The sequence below is a fragment of the Halomonas smyrnensis AAD6 genome (assembly GCF_000265245.1).
Lineage (GTDB): Bacteria > Pseudomonadota > Gammaproteobacteria > Pseudomonadales > Halomonadaceae > Halomonas > Halomonas smyrnensis.
On record NZ_AJKS02000017.1, the window covers coordinates 1 to 16,054 of the forward strand.

The 16,054-nt window shown below is 68.5% G+C and carries 15 protein-coding genes; 3 read left to right on the forward strand and 12 right to left on the reverse strand.

Features of this window, described 5'->3' with window-relative positions; translation table 11 throughout:
- Positions 1–84: 84 nt before the first annotated feature.
- On the reverse strand, positions 85–1,011 hold the full coding sequence (locus tag UYS_RS0214405) for a glycerophosphodiester phosphodiesterase (RefSeq protein WP_016856225.1): 927 nt from the start codon (positions 1,009–1,011) through the stop codon (positions 85–87).
- A gap of 174 nt (positions 1,012–1,185) precedes the next feature.
- Here UYS_RS0214405 and UYS_RS0214410 point away from each other — a divergent pair, with 174 nt between their 5' ends.
- Positions 1,186–1,800, forward strand: coding sequence for a DUF4202 domain-containing protein (locus UYS_RS0214410; RefSeq protein WP_016856226.1), 615 nt, complete (start codon positions 1,186–1,188; stop codon positions 1,798–1,800).
- Positions 1,801–1,858: 58 nt separating this feature from the next.
- Here UYS_RS0214410 and UYS_RS0214415 read toward each other — a convergent pair whose 3' ends face one another.
- Positions 1,859–3,400: an alkaline phosphatase D family protein gene (locus tag UYS_RS0214415; RefSeq protein WP_016856227.1), complete on the reverse strand. Its 1,542-nt coding sequence runs from the start codon at positions 3,398–3,400 to the stop codon at positions 1,859–1,861.
- A gap of 192 nt (positions 3,401–3,592) precedes the next feature.
- On the opposite strand from UYS_RS0214415, the gene UYS_RS0214420 reads away from it, so the two are divergent.
- On the forward strand, positions 3,593–3,850 hold the full coding sequence (locus UYS_RS0214420; protein ID WP_016856228.1) for a hypothetical protein: 258 nt from the start codon (positions 3,593–3,595) through the stop codon (positions 3,848–3,850).
- A gap of 20 nt (positions 3,851–3,870) precedes the next feature.
- On the opposite strand, the gene UYS_RS0214425 is transcribed toward UYS_RS0214420, so the two are convergent.
- The 3 genes from UYS_RS0214425 to UYS_RS0214435 form a co-directional block, all read right to left on the reverse strand.
- Positions 3,871–4,923 (reverse strand): C45 family autoproteolytic acyltransferase/hydrolase, encoded by a 1,053-nt coding sequence (locus tag UYS_RS0214425; protein ID WP_016856229.1) that lies wholly within the window; start codon positions 4,921–4,923, stop codon positions 3,871–3,873.
- A gap of 307 nt (positions 4,924–5,230) precedes the next feature.
- On the reverse strand, positions 5,231–6,487 hold the full coding sequence (locus tag UYS_RS0214430; RefSeq protein ID WP_016856230.1) for a dicarboxylate/amino acid:cation symporter: 1,257 nt from the start codon (positions 6,485–6,487) through the stop codon (positions 5,231–5,233).
- Between the two features lie 107 nt (positions 6,488–6,594).
- Complete coding sequence (locus tag UYS_RS0214435) at positions 6,595–7,344, reverse strand: dienelactone hydrolase family protein (RefSeq protein ID WP_016856231.1); 750 nt, start codon at positions 7,342–7,344, stop codon at positions 6,595–6,597.
- Positions 7,345–7,584: 240 nt separating this feature from the next.
- On the opposite strand from UYS_RS0214435, the gene UYS_RS0214440 reads away from it, so the two are divergent.
- Positions 7,585–8,799 carry an ABC transporter substrate-binding protein gene (locus UYS_RS0214440; RefSeq protein ID WP_026068581.1) on the forward strand — a complete coding sequence of 405 codons (1,215 nt, stop codon included), beginning with the start codon at positions 7,585–7,587 and terminating at the stop codon, positions 8,797–8,799.
- Positions 8,800–8,946: 147 nt separating this feature from the next.
- Here the strand turns inward: UYS_RS0214440 and UYS_RS0214445 are convergent, their stop codons facing one another.
- The 7 genes from UYS_RS0214445 to UYS_RS0214475 form a co-directional block, all read right to left on the reverse strand.
- Entirely contained in the window at positions 8,947–9,789 is an 843-nt protein-coding gene (locus UYS_RS0214445; protein WP_237738475.1) for an alpha/beta fold hydrolase, read from the reverse strand.
- Between the two features lie 257 nt (positions 9,790–10,046).
- Complete coding sequence (locus UYS_RS0214450; RefSeq protein ID WP_016856234.1) at positions 10,047–11,348, reverse strand: branched-chain amino acid ABC transporter permease; 1,302 nt, start codon at positions 11,346–11,348, stop codon at positions 10,047–10,049.
- The gene (locus UYS_RS0214455; RefSeq protein WP_016856235.1) at positions 11,348–12,352 is read right to left on the reverse strand and encodes a branched-chain amino acid ABC transporter permease; all 1,005 of its coding nucleotides are present in this window, start codon (positions 12,350–12,352) and stop codon (positions 11,348–11,350) included. Before UYS_RS0214455 ends, UYS_RS0214450 begins: the two co-directional genes overlap by 1 nt.
- Before the next feature lie 31 nt (positions 12,353–12,383).
- Positions 12,384–13,088, reverse strand: a complete 705-nt coding sequence (locus UYS_RS0214460) for an ABC transporter ATP-binding protein (protein ID WP_016856236.1) — start codon at positions 13,086–13,088, stop codon at positions 12,384–12,386.
- A 78-nt stretch (positions 13,089–13,166) separates the two neighbouring features.
- Positions 13,167–13,937 (reverse strand): ABC transporter ATP-binding protein, encoded by a 771-nt coding sequence (locus UYS_RS0214465; protein WP_016856237.1) that lies wholly within the window; start codon positions 13,935–13,937, stop codon positions 13,167–13,169.
- 48 nt (positions 13,938–13,985) lie between these two features.
- The gene (locus UYS_RS0214470; RefSeq protein WP_016856238.1) at positions 13,986–15,428 is read right to left on the reverse strand and encodes a sodium-dependent transporter; all 1,443 of its coding nucleotides are present in this window, start codon (positions 15,426–15,428) and stop codon (positions 13,986–13,988) included.
- 177 nt (positions 15,429–15,605) lie between these two features.
- Positions 15,606–15,923: a hypothetical protein gene (locus tag UYS_RS0214475; RefSeq protein ID WP_016856239.1), complete on the reverse strand. Its 318-nt coding sequence runs from the start codon at positions 15,921–15,923 to the stop codon at positions 15,606–15,608.
- Positions 15,924–16,054 lie beyond the last annotated feature (131 nt).

A 16,054-nucleotide genomic window follows, 5' to 3' on the forward strand; every position in this document is an offset into this window, starting at 1 on the left:
AAGTAATTTTCCACACTTTTTGATCAAACGGAGAAAGCCAACCCTGTTGGCCCTCTCCGATCTTCCTTCCAAGCTGGGCCGTCGTTACTCCACCAGCCCACTCAACCGATCCGGGAAGTTGGTAAACATCCCGTCCACGCCCCAGTCCAGCAGGCGCTGCATCTGCTCGGGATCGTTGATGGTGTAGGGGTGCACCAGCAGGCCGTTGTCGTGGGCCTGTTCCACGAAGCCGGCATCGATCACGTCCTCGCCGTCGTAGACGACGTTGGGGCCAATGCCCACGGCGTAGTCGGCGATGGCCTGGAAGTCGGCGTCGCCGATCTCGGCGGGCGGCGGGGTCACGCCGGTCCATTCGGTCAGGCCGTCGCCGTCCTCGGCGGGGGAGTACCACACCAGCTGCACCAGCGGGATGTCGGCGTTGAGCGCGTGGACCTGCTCGAGGCTGTCCTGGCTGAACGACTGGATCACCACCGAACCGGAGGCCACCAGGCCTTCGGCCTCGAGGGTCTCGACCAGGGCGCGCTGCAGCTCGGGGTAGCGCTCCGGCGACTTGGTCTCGATGTAGTAGCGAACGTCGCTGCCGTAGCGGTCGATCACCTCGTCGAGGGTCAGCAGCTCGGCGCCGGCGTAGGCGTCGTCGGCGTGCTCGGGGTGGGCCTGGTTGAACCAGCTGCCGGCGTCCAGCGCCTTGAGCTCGGCCAGGCTGTGGTCCTTCACCTTGCCGCTGCCGTCGATGGTGCGGTCCAGGGTGTCGTCGTGGATCACCATCAGCTCGCCGTCGGCGCTCATGTGCAGGTCGAGCTCGAGGTAGTCGGCCCCCATCTCGCGGGCCTGCTGGTAGGCCGGCCAGGTGTGCTCCGGCGCGTGGCCGCTGGCCCCGCGGTGGGCGATGATCTGGAAGTCCTGCAGGTCGTCGAGCTGCTGCTGGAGGGCGTCGGCCTGGGCCGCGAGCGGGGCGGCGAGGCCGAGCGCCAGGGCGGTGGCGAGGGGAAGGCGGATGGCGATCGTCATGGGAATCCTTTTATTGAATGAACGTGCAATAACGTAGCGCGCCCGGAGCCTTGGGGTAAACGGCCGTTCGAGGACGGGCTGTCAACGCCGCCTCGACATGCTTCCATGGGAAGATGACCGTTCGATGCCAGCCATCACGCTTTCATCCCCCTGCCATCACCACGAGGAGACACCATGAGCGATTCGTCCCCCTGTTCGTCCCCCGGTTCGTCACCCTATGAGCGGACCCAGGCCGCGCTGGATGCCCTGCACGCCGAGGACCCGCGCCGGGTGGAGGTGGCGGGGGAAACGCTGCCGCTGGAGCTGTGGCACGCGGGGCGCATGAGCGACTGGCTGAACGTGCTCGACGAGGCGCCGGACGAGCTGGTGCGCCTGGCGGTGCACAACCAGCACCTGCAGCGCTGGCAGGTGCCGCGGGGCGACTATCCCGAGGGCCGGGTGGGCTACCTGACCTGGCGCCGCGACCAGGGCAAGCGCGCCGGCGAGACCACCGCCCGGGCGATGCGCGAGGCCGGCTACGCGGAGGAAGACGCCGAGCGGGTGGCGGCGATGATCCGCAAGCAGGGCCTGGGGCGCGACGCGGGCACCCAGGCGGTGGAGGACTGCGCCTGCCTGGTGTTCCTGGAGAACTACTTCGCCGATTTCTCGAAACAGGTCGATCACGACCACCTGATCCGCATCGTGCAGAAGACCTGGAAGAAGATGTCGCCCGGGGCCCACGAGCAGGCCCTGGCGCTGCCGATGAGCGACGAGGCGCGGCGGCTGGTGGAGGAGGCGCTGGCGGGCTGAGCGCCGGCCAGCCGACACGGGGGCGCCGCCGCCGGCATGCCCGGCGGCGGCGCAGGGCTCAGGCCCGCTGGGGCTCCAGCACCTGGCGGTGCAGCGACTGGCCGGCCGCGTCCTTCAGGGTCACGGTCAGCGTCTCGCTCTCGCCGTCCAGGTCGACCTGGCCGAAGAACTGGTAGCCGTCGGAGGGCGGCAGGTTGGCCTGGCCTTCCGGCGGCGCCTTGTGGAACACCACCTCGGGGCCGAAGGTGGCGTCGAGCTCGCCGGGCCCGAAGGTGCCGGCGTGCAGCGGGCCGCTGACGAACTCCCAGAACGGGGCGAAGTCCTGGAAGCTCGCGCGCTCGGGCGAGTAGTGGTGCGCCGCGGTGTAGTGCACATCGGCGGTCAGCCACACCACGTTGTGGATATCTTCATCGCGGATCGCCTTGAGCAGCTTGGCGATCTCCTGCTCGCGCCCCAGCGGCTGGCCCGGCTCGTCGTTGGCCACGGCCTCGAAGCGATCGCCGTCGCGCACCACCAGGCCGATGGGCATGTCGGAGGCGATGATCTTCCAGGTGGCGGTGGAATCGCGCAGCGCATTCAGCAGCCAGCGCAGCTGCTCCGCGCCGAGCAGGTCGGCGCCGCGCGCCTGACGGTTGCGGTCGTTGGCGCCGCGGAAGGTGCGCATGTCGAGCATGAACACCTCCAGGCCCGGGCCGTAGGCGAAGCGGCGGTGGATGCGTCCGGGCGCCTCGGGGCGCTGGCGCAGCGGCATGTGCTCGAGGAAGGCCTGGCGGCCGCGGGCGGCCAGCAGCGAGGCGTTCTTCTCGGTGTAGCGGTCGTCTTCCAGCAGCTCGCCGGGATACCAGTTGTTGGTGGTCTCGTGGTCGTCCCACTGGGCCAGCATCGGCACCTCGGCGTTGAAGCGCCGCACGTTGGCGTCCAGCAGGTTGTAGGCGTGCTGGCCGCGGAACTCCTGCAGGGTCTCGGCCACCTTGAGCTTCTCCGGCGTCACCCGGTTGCGCCACAGGCTGCCGTCGGCGAGCTCGACGCTCTCCTCGAGCGGGCCGTCGGCGTAGACGGTGTCGCCGGAGTGGATGAAGAAGTCGGGGCGCTGGTCGAGCATGGTGGCGTAGGTGGTCATGCCGCCGCGCGCCTCGTCGATGCCCCAGCCCTGGCCCACGGTGTCGCCGGACCACACGAAGCGCACGTCGCGGGGCGTCTGCGGCGGCAGGCGCAGCCGGCCGGTGACTGGCTCGCTGATCGCGCGGTGGTCGCCCAGGGCGGCGAAGCGCACCCGGTAGTGCACCTCGTCCATGCCGCCGAGCCCGGTGGCGTCCAGCTTCGCGGTGAGGCCGCCGGCCGGCAGCGCCTCGGGGCCGTGCAGCTGGCGGGCGGCGCGGAACTCGGGGTTGTCGGCGATCTCGAGCAGCATCCGCGCCGGGCGGTCGACCCGCGACCACAGCATGGCGCGGTCGGCGAGCATGTCGCCGCTCATCACGCCGCCGTCGACCATCGGGCGCCGGCCCTCGGCCAGCACGATGCCGGGGGCGACCAGGCCGGTGCCCAGCGTGGCGCCACCGGCCAGGCCGAGCTTGAGTACGCCGCGTCGCGTCATGCGCATGATTCGTCTCTCCTCAGGGGGGGACCCCGAGGATGACGGCGGTCGATGACGCCGGCTTGGCAGTCGTGTGACACCGCGGCGACCCTGATCCGCGTCATGCCTTCGGTGCCGGCGCTTGACAGATCGCCCCCTCCTTCCTCATATTTGCATTTGATAATCGTTATCATTAAATGGCTCTATCGGGAGGGTGACATGGCCTATCACATCCGAGCGGCGTCTCGCGGTACCACCCCCAGCCTGCAGATCTGCGATGTCAGCGCCTGCTCGGTGCGCATGGCCTGGCAGCCCTGCGTGTCGTCGGGCAAGGAAGAAGACGAGGCCGAGCTGGACGCGCTGCGCCGCGATGAGGCCATCGCCGAACACCTGCGCCGTTTCCTGCGCACCACCGAGCGCTATCTCAAGGGCGAGTTGGATGGCATACCTCGATTGGGCGCCTGGCGGCGAAGCTGAGCGAGCGGCCGAGCCGGCGCTCAGGCGTCGCCGAGCGTCACCGTCAGCGTGTCCTCGCTCTCGCAGGGCTTGCCGTGGCGCAGCACGAGGCGCCGCTGGCGCAGGTTCATGACCACCGCGAACAGCGTCTCCATGCGCTCCTCGGCCGGCTGGTCGGGGTTGAAGTGGCGGCAGATCGAGAGCGGGGCGTTGTCGTGGTCGGCGAGCATGGCGAACAGCGCCTCGGCGTCGACCGCCGCGCCCAGCGGCAGCCGTTCGCGCAGTAACTGGTCGATGCGGCTGAGCCGGGTGCCGGAGTCCGGCCGCGGGAAGTCCTCCACCTGGCAGGTGGCGGTCTCGGCGTAGAGGTGGTTGGTGTGGGTGACCGCGCCGCCGCGGGGCTCCAGTACGCCGGGCAGGCCGGGATGCACCTCGAAGCCGGCGGAGCGGCCGTCGCCGCTGGCGATCAGGAAGTGGGTCGGCGAGCAGACCCGGTCGCGGGTGACCACCCGGCTCGCCGCGTCGAACGACTCGGCCTCGAGAATCTTGCGCAGCGCCACGTGGATCGGCAGCCCCTCGCCCAGGGTCCGCGAGCGAATGGCGTTGAGGCACACGCCGACCCCGTGCTCGTTCAGGCCGATCTTGGCCACCATGCCCGCCTCGCCGACGCTGACCAGCCGTGGCGCGTCCGTCGGGCGCAGCTCCATCGCCACCACGTTGTGCAGCTGGTCGCTGCGCCAGTCCCAGTTCTGGGCCAGCCACTGGGTGCCGTCGCGGTTGATCGAGAGCGCGGTGCAGCCGCCACTGGCCTGGGTCAGCGAGATCTCGCTGCGGCAGTTGAGGGTGAGGATGTCCTCGAGATCGAGCCCGGCGCCGCGGGCGATGCCGGCCATCTCGTCGAGCATCTCGGGGAAGCCGCGTTCGATCATCGGCACGAAGCGCTCGGCGACGCGGCGGGCCTCGGCCCAGTGCAGGCCGACGAAGTCGTGGAACAGCCGGTCGTAGACCTCGAGGCTCGAGGTGATCAGGGCGGCATGGGTGCGGCCGTGGGCCTCGCCGATCTCGGCGCGGGAGCCGGAAAAGACGCTGAGCATGATGACCTCCAGAGCGAGAGAGGGAATGCGCTCAGCCTAGCAGGGACGAGAGGGGCGCCGGGCGGAGGCCTCGTCCGGCCGCTATGTGGTACGGGGCTGATCCGTCGACAGGTCGACGAGGGGCGCTGTGAACCCGTCCATGGGCGCTACTTTTGCCCTGCGACGCTCTCGCATCCTGCTTCGCTTGCAGGACCGGTGCTGGCCATCCGTGGCCAGCCCGTTCGGCGAGACTCGCCTCACCCATGGCAAAAACCCCCTCTGTGACCTGTCCCCGGCGCCCCGTTTCATGCTGGGCAGCGGGGCGGTATCAGCTCTTGCGCGGGGCGTTGTAGACGCTTTCGTCCAGCTCGCCTTCGCTCTTGCCGACCAGGGTGGTGACCATCAGGTCGCCGGCCACGTTGACGCTGGTGCGCGCCATGTCGAGCAGGCGGTCGATGCCGGCGATCACCGCGATGGCCTCCAGCGGCAGGCCGATCTGGGCCATGACGATGGACAGCATCACCAGGCCCGCGCCGGGCACGCCGGCGGTGCCGATCGAGGCCAGGGTGCCGGTGACGATGATCATGCCGTAGTCGGCCAGGCTCAGGTCGACACCGATCAACTGGGCGATGAACACCGCGACCACGCCCTGATAGATGGCGGTGCCGTCCATGTTGATGGTGGCGCCCACCGGCAGCACGAAGCCGGACACGCCCTCGGAGACGCCGAGGTTGTTGCGCGCGCAGCGCAGCGAGACCGGCAGGGTGCCGGACGACGAGGCCGAGGAGTAGGCCACCACCAGGGCGTCGAGGATGCCCTGCAGGTAGCGCAGCGGGTTCAGCCGGCCGAGCAGCGCCAGGAGCCCGGAGTAGACCAGCAGCACGTGCAGGGCGCTGGCCAGGTAGGCCACGCCGATCACCTTGGCCAGGGGCAGCAGCACCTCGAGGCCGTAGCTGCCCGCGACGTGGGCGATCAGGCCGAACACGCCGATCGGCGCGAAGGCCATGACGATGTTGGTCAGCTTGACCATGGCCTCGGCGAAGCTCTCGAACACGCGCACCACCGGCTCGCCCTTGTCACCGATCAGGGTCAGCGAGATGCCGAGCCCGATGGCGAACACGATGATCTGCAGGATGTTGCCGTTGGCCAGCGCATCGATCGGGTTCTGGGGCACCAGGTTGACCAGGATCTCGCGCAGGCTGGGCGCTTCCTTGGCCTCGACGGCCGAGTCGAAGCTCATCTCCAGGCCGGTGCCGGGCTGGAACAGCCACGAGGCGAACAGGCCGATGGCGATGGCGAAGGCCGTGGTCAGCAGGTAGAGGGCGATGGTGCGGGCGCCGATGCGGCCCATCTTCTGCGGGTCGCGCATGGCGGTGATGCCGACCACCAGGGTCGAGAACACCAGCGGCACGATCAGCATCTTGATGGCGTTGATGAAGATATCGCCGAGCGGCTTGAACACGCTGGCGTCCTCGCCGAGCAGGGCGCCGGTGAGCACGCCGAGCGCCAGGCCGGCGAGGATCTTCTGCCACAGCGGGATGCGCCGCCAGAGGCCGCCGCCGGCGGACGTCGTGGAATCGGACAAGGGGATGGCTCCTTTCTGTTATATCGGCTCTTGGTAGCAGGAAATCATGCCGGAGCGCGATTCTACAGAAAGGAGAGATTAAAAACTTGCGTAAGTGCGGCAGTGACTCACTGCCGCGGCAGCACCTCGTCGAGCAGCGACAGGAAGGCCGACCAGGAGCGCTCGTCGGCGCGCTGCTGGTAGCGGTCGTTGTCGAAGACGGTGAAGGCGTGGGGCGCGCCGGAGTAGATCTCGATCTCGTAGTCGACCCCGGCGTCTTCCAGCTGGCGCGACAGCGCGGTCACGTCTTCCAGCGGAATCGACGCATCGGCGCCGCCGTGGGCGACGAGGATCGGCGCGGTGTCATCGGCATAGCTCTGCCCCTCGGGGGTGGCCAGGCCGCCGTGGAAGGTGGCGTAGCCGTGCACGTCCTCGGCGGCGGCGCTGCGGGCCAGTTCCAGCACCACGGCGCCGCCGAAGCAGTAGCCCATCACCACGGTCGGCGCCGCCGCGCCCCGGGCGCGGGCCTCGGCCAGCCCGGCCAGGGTCAGCGCGCGCATGCGCTCGCGGTCCTGATAGAGCTTCGCCGTCTCGGCCTTCTTGGCCTCGGTTTCCACCGGGCGGTTGCCCTGGCCGTAGAGGTCGAGGGCGAAGGCGTCATAGCCCCGCTCGGCCAGCATCTCGGCGCGGCGGCGCTCGTAGTCGGTCAGGCCGTCCCAGTCGTGGATGATCAGCACCGTGCCGCGGGGTTCGTCGTCGGCCGGCGCGAAGTAGCCGGTGAAGGCCTCGTCGTCGACGCGATAGTCGATCTCGCGGCCGTCGGCCTGGGCGGTGCCGGCCAGCGCGGCCAGGGTGAGAAACGTCAGCGGTCGTATCATGCGGTCCTCGGCGATGGTGGTGTGAGGGCCCTCAGTATAGGCGGCCGAGCGAGGTCAGCGTTGAAGCGCTCGTTCGAACGCCGATGTACCCGAAACGGCGCTTTGACATCAAAGGCTTGGAAGCCGCTCGGGGCCGCCCAGCGTTGGCAGCCGCGGGTTGTGTTTTGGGCGTCGGCCTTCCAGATTGGAAGGGTGTGATTCGCGCAGTGGATGATTCGAGCAACCAGAGCGAGACCAACAATCATGAAGAAACGCGTTCTAGCATCGGCGGTGGCCGCGACCACCCTGGCCCTGTCCGGCATGGCACAGGCCGAGGTCAAGATCGGCTTCCTCGGCGGCTTCACCGGCGGCATCGAGAGCCTGACGCCGCCGATCTTCGACGGCGCCAACCTGGCGGTGGAGCAGATCAACGCCCAGGGCGGGCTGCTGGACGGCGAGGACATCGTCATGCCGACCGGCGACACCACCTGCTCCGACGCCTCGGCGGCCTCCAACGCGGCCGACCGCATGGTCAACACCGAGCAGGTCACCGCCATCGTCGGCGCCCTGTGCACCGGCGCCACCGTGGCCGCGGCCAACAATGCCGCGATCCCTGGCGGCGTGACCATGGTCTCGCCGGCCTCCACCGCGCCGGCGGTCACGGAACTGGACGACAACGACCTGGTCTTCCGCACCGTGCCCTCCGATGCCTTCCAGGGCGAGATGCTGGCCAAGCTGCTGCTCGACAAGGGCATCCAGGAAGTGGCGGTCACCTACGTCAACAACGACTACGGCCGTGGCCTGGCGGACGCCTTCGTGGCCGGCTACGAGAACGGCGGCGGCATGGTGCTGGAGAACCTCGCCCACGAGGACAACCGCGCCGACTATCGCTCCGAGCTCGGCTCGCTGGCCGCCACCGGCGCCCAGACCCTGGTGGTGCTGGCCTACGCCGATACCTCCGGCCAGACCGTGGTCCGCCAGGCCTACGAGAGCGGCATGTTCACCCAGTACGTGGGCGGCGACGGCATGGTCGGCGACAGCCTGGTCGAGGCCATCGGCGCCGACGTGCTCAACGGCATGATCGCCACCCGTCCGGGCAGCCCGGAGCTGCCGGGCACGGCGATGTTCAACCAGCAGGCCAACGAGGCCGGCATCGACCCCAGCGCGGTGTTCGCCGCCCAGGCCTACGACGCCGCCTTCCTGCTCGGCCTGGCCATCGAGCAGAACGGCAGCGCCGACCGCGAGGGCCTGAACGAGGCGCTGCGCAGCGTCGCCAGCGCCCCGGGCGAGGTGGTCCTGCCCGGCGAGTGGGAGAAGGCCAAGGAGCTGATCGCCGCCGGCACCGAGATCAACTACGAGGGCGCCTCCGGCACCCACGAGTTCGACGACAACGGCGACGTGCCGGGCGTGGTGCAGGAGATGCTGGTCGAGGACGGCACCTTCACCATCCAGGGCTACGTCGACGCCGAGGAGTAGGCGCCGCAAAGACGGCGATAAAGAAGCCCCCGGCGGTGACCCGCCGGGGGCTTTTCATTGCGGCGATGCGGCTGGCCACTCAGGCCGGGCAGGGTGCCACGGCGGCCGGTCCTCCGTGTTGGCTTCGCCGCTTCGCGAGGCGGCGTTTCACGCGGCCAGGAACGCCAGGATCTGGCGCGAGGTCTCCTCGGGCTGCTCGTCGGTCACCCAGTGGCCGGCATCCTTGACCCAGACCAGCTCCGCACCGGGGATGGCATCCGCCAGCATCGGCGCATAGTCCGGCTTCTGGAAGTTGTCCTGATCGCCCCACAGCACCAGGGTCCGGTGCGGGATATGCTTGAGCTCACCGGCGATCGCTTCGGTGTATTCCTTGTTGAGACGGCGCATGTTGCGGAAGAAGGCCGCCTTGCCTTCGGCGCTGTTCCACGGCTTGACGTAGATCTCGCGCAGCTCCTCGGTCATCACCTCGGGATCGTGCACGCCCTTGGGCATGAAGTCGCGCATGGTGCCGATGAAGGACTCGACGCTGGTCGCTTCCTCCACCCCCGGTTCCAGCAGGCGCTTGAACTCCGGAATCGGCCAGGAATCGAAGCACACGCTGTCGATCAGCACCTGGCGGCGCACCCGCTCCGGGTGGTTGACGGCGAGCAGCTGGCCGATGCCGCCGCCGATGTCATGCGACACGATATCGGCGCTCGACACGCCGAGGGCATCCATCAGCTTGACGATGATGCGTGCCTGGGCGTTGATGGACACATCGGCATCCGGCGGCATGTCGGATTCGCCATAGTTGAGCATGTCCGGCGCGATGACGCGGTAATGCTCGGCGAGCCTGGGCATGACGTCGCGCCACATTAGCTTGTTGGTCGGAATGCCGTGAATCAGGATCAGGGGGCTGCCTTCGCCCATTTCCCGATACGCAATACGGTGGCCCTCGATCCTGGCGTGGCGAGTCTCGACGTTTTCCATTCGGGTGGTCACGTGGCTCATCTCAACCTCGTCTTCTGCGCGATGGCATCGCTTTTCGGCAAGCCGTGTCACGGCTTGCGGCGTGTGACGACGGTCACCCTAAAAGTTTTTGAGTGATCGCTCAATATGCTTTTGAGCGATCACTCAAGATCGGCCCTGGCATTGGCGAGGAGGTAAGAAGATAAGAAGGTAAGGGAGTAGGGAAGTAGGGAAGTCAGGAGGTAAGAAGGTAAGTAGGCGAGGGGCGGAATTTATGCCCCTCACCCTTCACCGCCCCATCAATCCACGTGCTTGGTCTTCTCGGGCAAGAGCCCCTTGGGCGCGAAGCGCAGCACCAGGGTGATCAGCAGGCCGATCACGAACACCCGGGCCTGCAGCGCGCGGCTGTCGAGGCTGGCCGGGGCGTCCCAGCCGAAGGTGCTCTCGCCGAAGTTCACCGCCAGCTCCATCAAGAACAGCGCCAGCGGCTCCGACATCAGCCAGATGATGTACACCGCCACGGCGCCGAAGATGGTGCCCAGGTTGTTGCCGGGGCCGCCGAGGATGACCATCACCAGCACCAGGAAGGTGTGGTTCAGCGGCAGGTAGCCCTGGGGGTCGAACAGGCTGTTGAAGCTCGCCAGCACGGCGCCGCCGATGCCCATCAGGATGCAGCCCAGCACGAAGATCTCCAGCCGGCGCCGGTTGATGTTCTTGCCCATGGCCGCGGACGAGATCTCGTTGTCGCGGATGGCGCGGATCATCCGCCCCCAGGGGGCGTGGTAGGCGCGGTGCAGCAGGAAGAAGATCGCCGCGATCAGCACCGCCGTCACCGACAGGTACAGCGCGCGGGCCAGGGTGAAGCCGACCTCGGCGGGGCCGGGCACCGGCCAGGGCAGCGGCGAGACGGTGGCGGTGCCGCGGGTCAGCCAGTCGGAGTTCTTGAGGAACGCCTTGATGATCTCGGCGATGCCGATGGTGGCGATGGCCAGGTAGTCGCTGCGCAGGCCCAGGCAGACGTGGCCGATGAAGTAGCCCACGCCGCCGGCCAGCACGCCGCCGACGATCCAGCCGACCCAGGACGGCAGGCCCAGGCCGCCGACGAAGCCGGCCTGGGACTCGATCTGCCCGGCCACGCCGCGGAAGGCGCTGATCACCACCAGGTAGAGCACCACGGCCAGCGCCACGGTGATGACGGTGCGCAGCTTCTTCGGCACCCCGAGGCGGTCGAGCCGCGAGGCGCCGAACACCACCAGCGCGGCGCCGACGATATAGCCCAGCACCACGGCGAGCTCGCCGGGCAGCTCGGAGTCCCAGAAGGCCTCGTTGACCGGCACGCTGAAGAACATGGCACAGAAGCCGCCCAGGGCGACGAAGCCCATGACGCCGGCATTGAACTGGCCGGCATAGCCCCACTGGATGGTCAGGCCCAGGGCCAGGATGGCGTAGCACGAGGCTTCCACCAGCATGCGGGTGCTGTAGGCGGCGCCCATGATCCCGTAGACGCCGAGCACGGCGACCAGCAGGGCCACGAAGATGACCACCTCGCGCAGCGGGAAGCGGCGCGGGGCGGCGACGGTATCGGTGCGTGTCGTGCTCATCAGATCACCTTGCCCTTGAAGATGCCGGTGGGGCGCCACACCAGGATGGCGACGAGGATGAAGAAGGGCACCACGATCTTGTACTCGGTGCCGACGAAGGCCAGGTTGCCGGGCAGCGACAGCCACTCGGGCAGGCTGTCACGGAAGGGGCGGAGCAGGATGCCCCAGTTGAATACCGCCAGCGTCTCGGCGAAGCCGACCACGAAGCCGCCGGCGATGGCGCCGTAGGGGTGGCCCACGCCGCCGACGATGGCCGCGGCGAAGATCGGCAGCAGCAGGAAGAAGCTGAGGTCCGGCTTGAAGGTCACGTCCAGCGACAGCAGGGTCCCGGCGATGGCGGCCAGGCCCCCGGCGAGTACCCAGGTCACGGCGACGATGGTGTTGGTGTTGATGCCCGAGGCCCGCGCCAGGTCCGGGTTGTCGGACATGGCGCGCATGGCCTTGCCCAGCCGCGAGCGCGACAGGAAGAAGTGCAGCGCCACCACGCTCATCAGCGTCAGCGCGAACAGGTAGAGCTGCGGCTCGGTGATCACCACTGGCACCCGCACGCCCTCGATGGGCAGCGGGATGCGGAAGATCTCCTTGCGGTCGTCGACGTAGAGGCTCTCGCCGCCGGTGCCGGCGAACAGCCGGATCAGCCCCTGCAGCATCAGGGTCACGCCCAGCGAGGCGATGACCATGACGATCGGCTTCACGCCGTGGGCGCGCAGCGGCTTGTAGAAGGTGCGGTCGATGCCCACCGCCAGCAGCGCGGTCAGCGCCATCGCCAGCGGCAGCATGATCAGCGGCGTGGGCACGCCGAGGGCGGCGCCTGCCTGCGGGAAGAGGGTGGTCAGCAGCAGCACCATGAAGGCGCCGAAGGTCATCATGTCGCCGTGGGCGAAGTGGGCGAAGCGCATGATGCTGAAGATCAGCGTCACGCCCACCGCGCCGATGGCGTAGATCGAGCCGGCCACGCTGCCGGCGATCACCACGTTGTTGATGAAGAAGACGAGTTCGTTCACGGGGTCTCTCCGATGTGCCGTCGGGGCGGGCTCAGCCGCCGAGGAAGCTCTTGGCGACGTCCGGGTCGGCCAGCAGGGCCGCGCCGGTGTCGGTGAAGCGGTTCTGGCCCGCGGCCAGCACGAAGCCCTTGTCGGCGATGGCCAGCGCCTGCTTGGCGTTCTGCTCGACCATCAGGATGCCGACGCCGGCGGCGTTGACCTCCTTCACCCGCTCGAAGATCTCGTTCATGTACCGCGGAGAGAGCCCGGCGGTGGGCTCGTCGAGCAGCAGCACCTCGGGTTCGGCCATCAGCGCGCGGCCCATGGCGACCATCTGCCGCTGGCCGCCGGAGAGCTCGCCGGCGGGCTGGTGGCGCTTGTCCTTGAGCGGCGGAAAGAACTCGTAGACCCGGGACAGCATGCGCTTGACGTTGCCGGGCTTGAGGTAGGCGCCCATCTGCAGGTTTTCCTTCACCGAGAGGCTGGGGAAGACGTTGTATTCCTGGGGCACGAAGCCCATGCCCTTCTGCACGAGCCGGTTGGGCGGCAGGTTGTGGATGGGTTCGCCGCGCAGCAGGATCTCGCCCTGGCTGACGCGGAGCAGGCCGAAAACGGCCTTGAGCATGGTCGACTTGCCGGCCCCGTTGGGGCCGACGATGACGCCGATCTCGTCTGCTTCGATGGCCATGTCCACCCCGTTGAGGATGTTCATGCCGCCGTAGCCGCCGTGCACGTCGCGTGCGTCGAGTAGTGGCATAGCTGGCTCTCTGCGTTGTCGTTATCGGGCGGGATCCGGCCGCCCATCGTTGTTGTCGTGTGCCGCTGCCGGCGACCCCTAGGCCGCCGGTGAACCGAAATAGGCCTCGATGACCTCGGGGTTGTTCTGGATCTCCTCGATGCTGCCCTCGACCATCACGCTGCCCTGGGCGAGCACGATCACCGGGTCGCAGAGCCGCGCGATCATGTCCATGTCGTGCTCGATGACCAGGAAGGTGTAGCCCATCTCGCGGTTGAGGCGCTCGATGTTGCCGATCAGATCGCCCAGCAGGGTGCGGTTGACCCCGGCGGCGATCTCGTCGAGCAGCACCACCTTGGCGTCGGTCATCATGGTGCGGCCGAGCTCGAGCAGCTTCTTCTGGCCGCCGGAGAGGTTGCCGGCCAGCTCGTTGCGCACGTGGTGCAGGCCGACGAAGTCGATCACCTCCAGCGCGCGGCGCCGCACCTCGGCCTCCTCGCGGCGCACCTGGCCCGGCTTGAACCAGGTGGCGAACAGGTTCTCGCCGGCCTGGGCGGGCGGCACCATCATCAGGTTCTCCAGCGCCGTCATGTTCGAGAACTCGTGGGCGATCTGGAAGGTGCGCAGCAGGCCCTGGTGGAACAGCGCGTCGGCGGGGCGGTTGGTGATGTCCTCGCCGTCGAAGACGATCTGGCCGGTGTCCAGCGGCAGGGCGCCGGCGATGATGTTGAACAGCGTCGACTTGCCGGCACCGTTGGGGCCGATCAGGCCGGTGATCGAGCCTTCCTCGACCTGGAGGGAGCAGTCGTTGATGACCTGCAGGCCGCCGAAGGCCTTGTTGACGTGTCGGACGTCGATGATGGCTGACATGTCACACCTGTGAGCATTGGGTTGTTGTTATGGGTCGGGCGACGACGCTCATGAGGCGTGTCGCTCGCTCAGGAAGCTGCGACCGGCGGCGAAGGCGCCGACGATCACCACCGCACCGATGGTGGGTATCCAGTAGCCCTGCACCTGAGGAAGGCTGCGCAGGAACACGAAGGCGACGGCGGCCGGGGCCACGAAGCGCACCAGCAGGCGCCAGACCCGGAACCAGCCCTCGCCGGTGCGCATCTCCTTCATCACCTCGCCGTGGGTCAGCACCCAGCCGGCGAACAGCGCGATCAACAGGCCGCCCAGCGGCATGAAGATGTTGGTGGCCAGCTCCAGCAGCTCGAAGGGGCTGCGGCCGAACCAGCCGTGGAAGGGCGAGTCGCTGGCCCAGGCGTTGAAGCTGAACACCGTCAGCAGGCCCAGCGCCCAGCTGGCCACCACCATGGCGGAGACCGCCTGGGGGCGGCTGAGCGAGAAGCGCTCGACCAGGTAGGCGGCCACCGGCTCGATCAGCGAGATCGCCGAGCTCAGCGCCGCGCCCAGCACCAGCAGGAAGAAGATGGCGCCGAGCAGCGTGCCGCCCGGCATCTCGCCGAAGGCCAGCGGCAGGGTGACGAACATCAGCCCCGGGCCCTCGGCGGGATCCAGCCCGGCGCCGAACACCAGGGCGAAGATCGCCAGGCCGGCGATCAGTGCCACGGCGGTGTCGACGAGGGCCACGGTGAAGGCGGTGCCGGTCAGCGAGGCGTCGCCGGACATGTAGGCGCCGTAGGCCATGATCGCGCCCATGCCGAGGCTCAGGGTGAAGAACGACTGGCCCATGGCCTCCAGCCAGCCCTCGAGGCTCAGGTCGGCGACGTTGAAGGTGAACAGGAAGTCCGCGGCGCCGGCCAGGTCGCCGATCATGGCCGCGTAGGCCAGCACCACCATCAGGATCACGAACAGTGCCGGCATCAGGATGCGCAGGCCGTTCTCGATGCCGCGGTGGACGCCGAGCCCGACCATCAGCGCCGAGGCGCCGATGAACAGGCTGTGGTAGAGCGCCAGCAGCGGCGGCGAGGCCAGCAGGTCATCGAAGCTCGCGGCCACGGCCTCGGCGCCGGCGTGGCTGAGGCGTCCGGTGAGCATCAGCCCGGTGTAGTGGATCGCCCAGCCGGCGATCACCGAATAGAAGCTCAAGATGATGAAGGCCGAGGCGGCGCCCAGCCAGCCGATCGACTCCCAGCCGCGGGATGCCCGGTGGGTGCGGGTCAGGAAACGCATGCCCATGATCGGGCTGCGCCGGCTGTTGCGGCCGAGCATGGTCTCGGCGATCAGGATCGGGATGCCGACGGCGACGATGGTCAGGGCGTAGACCAGCAGGAAGGCGCCGCCGCCGTTCTCGCCGGCCAGGTAGGGAAAGCGCCACAGGTTGCCGAGCCCCACCGCCGAGCCGACGGCGGCAAGCAGGAAGGTGCCCTTGTGCGTCCAGACGTTGTTCGTGCTCATCGGTACCCGGCGTTGGCGACCTGGTGACTCGGACCCAGGCCTCGCGAGCGGGCCATGGGTTGCTGCGCTGGGCGGTATGCCCCATGGCCGTCACTGTGCGCCAGACGCGGGTCCCTTGACCAGATGGCTAGCGTTTAGGAGCCGTTGGCGATAGCGGATGGTAATCCGGGCGCCGGCTCAGTCTCGGTCGTCGTTTGCCTCGGGGTGACGCGGCTCGAGAGCGCGCAGGGCATCGGGCAGGCGCACGGTGTCGCCGAGCGCCAGGTCGCCGACGTGCTGCTCGCGGCGGCCGTTGTCATCGGCGATCAGCGCCACCACCTCGCCGATGCTGGTGTCCTCGACGTGGGCATCGACCCGCACCCGCACGGTGAAGCCGCGGAAATGGGCGCTGATGATGCTGCCCTCGTGAGGCTCCGGGTAGTCCTGGGGATGGTCCTGATAGTAGCGCAGCACGCTGGCGCTGCCGGGATCGTCCCATTCGACGTGCTTGTGCATCGGGCGGTCTCCTTGGTGAGCGGAGGTCTCAGCATAGCCCCCGGCCGGGGCGCGAGGCCAACGGCGCAGTGGCCGACACGGACGCAGAAGGTGGAAACGAAAGAGCCCGCCATGATGGCGGGCTCTGGGGC

What these genes read in the sequence shown, in the direction of transcription:
- UYS_RS0214405 (WP_016856225.1), bottom strand. Translation starts at nt 1,011, where the DNA reads ATGACGATCGCCATCCGCCTTCCCCTCGCCACCGCCCTGGCGCTCGGC.
- UYS_RS0214410 (WP_016856226.1), top strand. Translation starts at nt 1,186, where the DNA reads ATGAGCGATTCGTCCCCCTGTTCGTCCCCCGGTTCGTCACCCTATGAG.
- UYS_RS0214415 (WP_016856227.1), bottom strand. Translation starts at nt 3,400, where the DNA reads ATGCGCATGACGCGACGCGGCGTACTCAAGCTCGGCCTGGCCGGTGGC.
- UYS_RS0214420 (WP_016856228.1), top strand. Translation starts at nt 3,593, where the DNA reads ATGGCCTATCACATCCGAGCGGCGTCTCGCGGTACCACCCCCAGCCTG.
- UYS_RS0214425 (WP_016856229.1), bottom strand. Translation starts at nt 4,923, where the DNA reads ATGCTCAGCGTCTTTTCCGGCTCCCGCGCCGAGATCGGCGAGGCCCAC.
- UYS_RS0214435 (WP_016856231.1), bottom strand. Translation starts at nt 7,344, where the DNA reads ATGATACGACCGCTGACGTTTCTCACCCTGGCCGCGCTGGCCGGCACC.
- UYS_RS0214445 (WP_237738475.1), bottom strand. Translation starts at nt 9,789, where the DNA reads ATGAGCCACGTGACCACCCGAATGGAAAACGTCGAGACTCGCCACGCC.
- UYS_RS0214450 (WP_016856234.1), bottom strand. Translation starts at nt 11,348, where the DNA reads ATGAGCACGACACGCACCGATACCGTCGCCGCCCCGCGCCGCTTCCCG.
- UYS_RS0214460 (WP_016856236.1), bottom strand. Translation starts at nt 13,088, where the DNA reads ATGCCACTACTCGACGCACGCGACGTGCACGGCGGCTACGGCGGCATG.
- UYS_RS0214465 (WP_016856237.1), bottom strand. Translation starts at nt 13,937, where the DNA reads ATGTCAGCCATCATCGACGTCCGACACGTCAACAAGGCCTTCGGCGGC.
- UYS_RS0214470 (WP_016856238.1), bottom strand. Translation starts at nt 15,428, where the DNA reads ATGAGCACGAACAACGTCTGGACGCACAAGGGCACCTTCCTGCTTGCC.
- UYS_RS0214475 (WP_016856239.1), bottom strand. Translation starts at nt 15,923, where the DNA reads ATGCACAAGCACGTCGAATGGGACGATCCCGGCAGCGCCAGCGTGCTG.